Raw genomic sequence first — 4,823 nt, forward strand, 5'->3', positions numbered from 1 at the left:
GTTCGGCGGCATCGACATGAAGCCGCAGACGGCCGAGCTGAAGAAGGGCGTCGAGGTGCTGATCGCCACGCCGGGCCGGCTGCTCGACCACATCGAGGCCAAGAACGCGGTGCTCAACCAGGTCGAGTACGTCGTGCTCGACGAGGCCGACCGCATGCTGGACATCGGCTTCCTGCCCGACCTGCAGCGCATCCTGAGCTACCTGCCCAAGCAGCGCCAGACGCTGCTCTTCTCGGCCACGTTCTCGCCCGAGATCAAGCGCCTCGCCGAAAGCTATCTGCAAGACCCCGTGCTGGTCGAGGTGGCGCGCCCCAACGCGACCGCCACCAACGTCGAGCAGCGTTTCTACAGCGTCACCACCGATGAGAAACGCGCCGCGGTGCTCAAGCTGCTGAAGGAGCGCTCGCTGGGCCAGGCGCTGGTGTTCGTCAACTCCAAGCTCGGGTGCGCCCGACTCGCGCGTTCGTTCGAGCGCGACGGGTTGCGCACCAACGCGCTGCACGGCGACAAGTCGCAGGACGAACGGCTGAAGGCGCTCGACGCGTTCAAGCGCGGCGACGTCGACGTGCTGGTGGCCACCGACGTGGCGGCGCGCGGCCTGGACATCGCCGACCTGCCGGCCGTCTTCAATTTCGACGTGCCGTTCAATGCCGAGGATTATGTGCACCGCATCGGCCGCACCGGCCGTGCCGGCGCCTCGGGGCTGGCGATCACGCTGGTCGCCCGTGAAGACAGCCGCTTGATCGGCGACATCGAGAAGCTGATCAAGAAGAAGATCGAACTCGAGCCGCTGGAGCTCGACGACGAGCGCCCGCGGCGTCCGCCGCGTGAAGACCGCGTCCGCCGCGACGACGACGATCGCCGGGAGAGCCGGAGCGTGCCGCGCAGCACCTACGCGTACGCGCCGCCGAAACCCGCTTCTGATCCGTTCTTCGAGCGCCCCTACGAGGCGAAGGAGTCCGCCGAGCCGGCGTGGGAAAAGACCAAGTCCGCCGAGTCCGTTCCGGCGCCGCGTGGCTTGTCGCCCAACATCAAGCCCAAGCGCAAGGTGGCGGCGCTGTTTGGGGCGAAGAAGGCGGAGTGACGGCGGCTGGGGCTGCGCTCAGATCGGGCATTCGCCAACCGTTCGGCTGAGCCTGTCGAAGCCCCGCACCGGGTTTGCAGACACTTCGACAGACCCCAGGCGTGTCCAGATGTCCCGCGCCACCTCTGTAAACTGCGAGTCCAGCCGAAAGTTGGAGATGAGTATGTCTACCCTCGTTGAAGAACTGTCAGCCCGAGCTCGCGCGCTGCCGCCCGAGGATCGCGCTCGGCTCGCTGAGGATCTGTTGGAGTCGCTGCAAGAAGACTCCGAAACCGAGGCTGAGGCAGCTTGGGACCACGAGATCGAACGGCGCGTCCGTGAGGTCAAGGCGGGCACCGCTCAGCTCATTCCGGCAGAGGATGTGCATGCCGCGGCACGACTGATCCACGGGCGGTGAGGCTCATCAAATACCACGAGGAGGCTCGGGCCGACTTCCTTCACGAAGTGCAGTACTACTCGGGCCTCAGCGCTCGTCTTGGGGAGCGCTTTGACAGGGCTGTTCAAGCCGCTGAAGTTCGCGCGGCCGAAGAGCCGGATCTTGGCTCACCTTACAGCCACGGCACGCGCCGGATCCTGGACAAGAAGTTCAAGTTCTCGTTGGTGTACCTCCACTCTGAGCAAGAAGTCTTCGTCATTGCAGTCGCTCGGTTCCGCCGACGGCCAGGCTACTGGAAAGCAAGACTCGGCGCGGCCTAACCCTTCTTGGGCGCTTCTTCGCGAACGCCGCGCACGGCTGGGGCGTGGAATCAGGTCTTCAACCGAGCAGGCTGAACACGGCCGGCACGTCCTTCGGCATGGTCGACGGCGCGGCCTTCCAGCGCGCCACGCTGTCGCTGCGCGTCCACTCCTGCGGCAGCGTCAGACCGCAGCTCACCGACAGCCGCGTCTGCCCGGCCAGCGTGCCGAGCAGCGCGCCTAGCAAGGCTTCGTTGCGGTAGGGCGTCTCGATGCAGATCTGCGTCTGCCCGAGCCGCCGCGACAGGGATTCCAGTTCGCGGATGCGGGCGCCTCGCTCGGCGGCGTCCACCGGCAGATAGCCGACAAATGCGAAGCTCTGGCCGTTCATCCCGCTGGCCGCGAGCGCCAGCAGCAAGGAACTGGGCCCCGACAGCGGCACCACCTTGACGCCCAGCCGGTGCGCCGCCTGAACCAGCGCGGCGCCGGGGTCGGCGATCGCCGGCAGGCCCGCTTCGGAGATGAGCCCCATGTCCTGCCCGGCCAATGCGGGCGCGAGCAGGGCATCCAGCGGCGGCACCGGGGCGCCCGGCTTGCCGCCTTTGTTGGGACGCGGCAGCTCGGCGATCTGCAGCGATTGCAGCGGCTGCGCAAGCGGCACCAGGGCATCCACCCGCTTGAGGAACGCCCGCGTCGTCTTGGCGTTCTCGGCCACCCAGCAGGGCAGCCGCGCCGCGATGCGGATCGCGCGATCGGGCAGCACGTCGGTCAATGAGGCCTGGGTGCCTTCGCCGCCCACGCCGAAGTCGAGCGTGTTGGGCACCAGATACAACGTGCCGGTCATGCAGAGAGCACGTCGAGCCCGGCCCGGCGCAGCAGCTCGCAGGTCTTGATCAGGGGCAGCCCGACCAGCGCGGTCGGGTCGTCCGACTCGATGGCCGCCAGCAAGGCGATGCCCAGCGTCTCGCATTTCGCGCTACCGGCGCAGTCATACGGCTGCTCGAGCCGCAGGTAGCGCTCGATCTCGCTATCGCTGAGTTCACGGAAGCGCACGGTGACCGGCACCCGCACCGACGCCTCGAAACCCGCCCCGGCATGCACGACGGCGACCGCCGTGTGGAACACCACGCTGCGCCCGCTCATCGAACGCAGCTGCTCCACCGCGCGTTCATGCGTCCCCGGTTTGCCGATCGGCCGGCCGTCGAGTTCGGCCACCTGATCGGAGCCGATGACCACGGCGGCAGGCGCCTGTGCCGCCACCGCGTGCGCCTTCGCCAGGGCCAGGCGCGAGGCGATCGCGGCCGGTGCTTCGGCAGGCAGAGCAGTTTCGTCGACCTCGGGCGACCGCACCTCGAACGGCAGGCGCAACCGTTCGAGCAGCTCGCGCCGGTAGCGCGATGTGGAGGCGAGGATCAGCGGCGCCGGCGGCAGGGTCATGCCGGCGATTCTCCCATTGCCGCCGATGTGCGCATTGGCGTGTCGGACAGGGTCGAAACGTACACTCGCCCTCATGAACAGGCCCATGAAAACCCGCCCTGCCGACCCGCGGCACCTGGACGTGGAAAGCTTCGCCAAGGAGGGCTCGGTGCTCGAAGGCGAATGGCCGCTCGCGGCGCTCGATCGCCTGGCCGACGCGGCACATGCCGACGCCAAGCCCGCTGCCACGGACCTCGCCGCCTGGCGTGCCGAGGGCGAGAGCCGCCCGGTGCGCGGTGGGGCACCGCAGACCTGGCTGCATCTGCGCGCGTCGGCCCAGCTGTCGCTGGTGTGCCAGCGCTGCCTGGGACCGGTCGCCACGCCGCTGCAGGCCGAGCGCAGCTTCCTCTTCGTCGAAGGCGAAGACACGGCGGCGCAGCTCGACGCCGACACCGAGGACGACGTGCTGGCGCTGACGCGCTCGCTCGACCTGCGGACCCTTGTCGAAGACGAACTGCTGCTCGCCATGCCCTTGGTGCCGCGCCACGAGCTGTGCCCGCAACCACTCCCGCTGCCCGACGACGATGATGCGGAGGAGCACAAGCCGAACCCCTTCGCGGCGTTGGCGGCCCTCAAGCGCGGCCCGCCCAACTGACCAGGCGGCTTACTGCCCAACCCGCCGCCCGAGCGCGTGATGTTAGAATTGCAGGCTTTTCGGCTGGCGCCCTGCCCGGATACCTGTCCGGACGGCGTTCAGCCCCACCTCCCGGCGCGAGCGCCGCGGCCTCATGTCGGAGTGCCGCCCGCCGCCGGAGACCCAGGAGAATCCCATGGCCGTTCAGCAGAACAAGAAGTCGCCCTCGAAGCGTGGCATGCACCGCGCGCACAACGCCCTGGCCACGCCGGGCACCGCGGTCGAGCCGACGACCGGCGAAACGCATCTGCGTCACCACATCAGCCCGACCGGCTTCTACCGCGGCCGCAAGGTCCTGAAGACCAAGGCCGACGCCTGACCCGGGGTTCGCGGCGAAGCCGTTGCATCGTTTCGATCACGGCCGATGTTCCTGCTGCCTCATCGCCCGGCCTGCGCCAGCAGTGCCGGGCGTTCGCATTTGAGGCATGGGCCTCCATGCATTGCTGTGCAGTCCCCTCGCTGAAATGAAACCCGCAGTCCGCCCCGCGACATCCGTTCGGGCTGAGCTTGTCGAAGCCCCGTGGGCAAGCTGCCGGCGCTGCCCCTTCGACACGGGGCCTTCGACAAGCTCAGGCCCCTGCTCAGGGCGAACGGTTGGAAAACTGACATGAGCCTCCTCCCGTCGCTTCCCCCCATGCGCCTGGCCGTCGATTGCATGGGCGGAGACCACGGCCCGTCGGTCACGCTGCCGGCCTGCGAGGCCTTTCTCGCGGCCCATCCGGAGGCTGAGCTGATCCTCGTCGGCCGCGCCGATGCGCTGGCACCCGCCGCCGCCTGGCCGCGCTGCACCGTCGTCGCCGCCACCGAGGTGGTCGAGATGGACGACCCGATCGAAGTCGCCTTGCGCCGCAAGAAGGACTCGTCGATGCGGGTGGCGATCACCCAGGTCAAGCCCGACGCTGACGGCCGGGCGCCGGCCCACGCCTGCGTCTCGGCGGGCAACACCGGCGCCTT

7 protein-coding genes and 1 pseudogene are annotated in these 4,823 nt (G+C 68.8%); 6 read left to right on the forward strand and 2 right to left on the reverse strand.

Going from position 1 to position 4,823, the window contains the following annotated elements; all coding sequences use genetic code 11:
• From VGD93_RS09980 to VGD93_RS09990, 3 genes are all read left to right on the forward strand, one after another.
• A partial coding sequence (locus VGD93_RS09980) for a DEAD/DEAH box helicase (RefSeq protein ID WP_395011616.1) occupies positions 1–1,084 on the forward strand: 1,084 nt, incomplete at its 5' end.
• Between the two features lie 163 nt (positions 1,085–1,247).
• Entirely contained in the window at positions 1,248–1,481 is a 234-nt protein-coding gene (locus VGD93_RS09985; RefSeq protein WP_395011618.1) for an addiction module protein, read from the forward strand.
• Complete coding sequence (locus VGD93_RS09990; RefSeq protein ID WP_395011620.1) at positions 1,478–1,780, forward strand: type II toxin-antitoxin system RelE/ParE family toxin; 303 nt, start codon at positions 1,478–1,480, stop codon at positions 1,778–1,780. Before VGD93_RS09985 ends, VGD93_RS09990 begins: the two co-directional genes overlap by 4 nt.
• A 58-nt stretch (positions 1,781–1,838) precedes the next feature.
• Here the strand turns inward: VGD93_RS09990 and VGD93_RS09995 are convergent, their stop codons facing one another.
• Both VGD93_RS09995 and VGD93_RS10000 read right to left on the reverse strand, forming a co-directional pair.
• Positions 1,839–2,603, reverse strand: coding sequence for an SAM-dependent methyltransferase (locus tag VGD93_RS09995; protein WP_395011622.1), 765 nt, complete (start codon positions 2,601–2,603; stop codon positions 1,839–1,841).
• Complete coding sequence (locus VGD93_RS10000; protein WP_395011624.1) at positions 2,600–3,283, reverse strand: Maf family nucleotide pyrophosphatase; 684 nt, start codon at positions 3,281–3,283, stop codon at positions 2,600–2,602. The genes VGD93_RS09995 and VGD93_RS10000 overlap by 4 nt, the downstream gene beginning before the upstream one ends.
• Between VGD93_RS10000 and VGD93_RS10005 the strand changes: the two genes are divergently transcribed.
• From VGD93_RS10005 to VGD93_RS10015, 3 genes and pseudogenes are all read left to right on the forward strand, one after another.
• Positions 3,282–3,830 (forward strand): YceD family protein, encoded by a 549-nt coding sequence (locus VGD93_RS10005; protein ID WP_395011626.1) that lies wholly within the window; start codon positions 3,282–3,284, stop codon positions 3,828–3,830. The two genes, VGD93_RS10000 and VGD93_RS10005, sit on opposite strands and share 2 nt — an antisense overlap.
• Positions 3,831–4,005: 175 nt before the next feature.
• Positions 4,006–4,188 carry a 50S ribosomal protein L32 gene (gene rpmF / locus VGD93_RS10010; protein ID WP_395011628.1) on the forward strand — a complete coding sequence of 61 codons (183 nt, stop codon included), beginning with the start codon at positions 4,006–4,008 and terminating at the stop codon, positions 4,186–4,188.
• A gap of 288 nt (positions 4,189–4,476) precedes the next feature.
• Positions 4,477–4,823, forward strand: a pseudogene (locus VGD93_RS10015) (hypothetical protein); the annotation flags it as partial.

It is taken from the genome of Devosia sp., assembly GCF_036406155.1.
GTDB lineage: Bacteria > Pseudomonadota > Alphaproteobacteria > Rhizobiales > Devosiaceae > Devosia_A.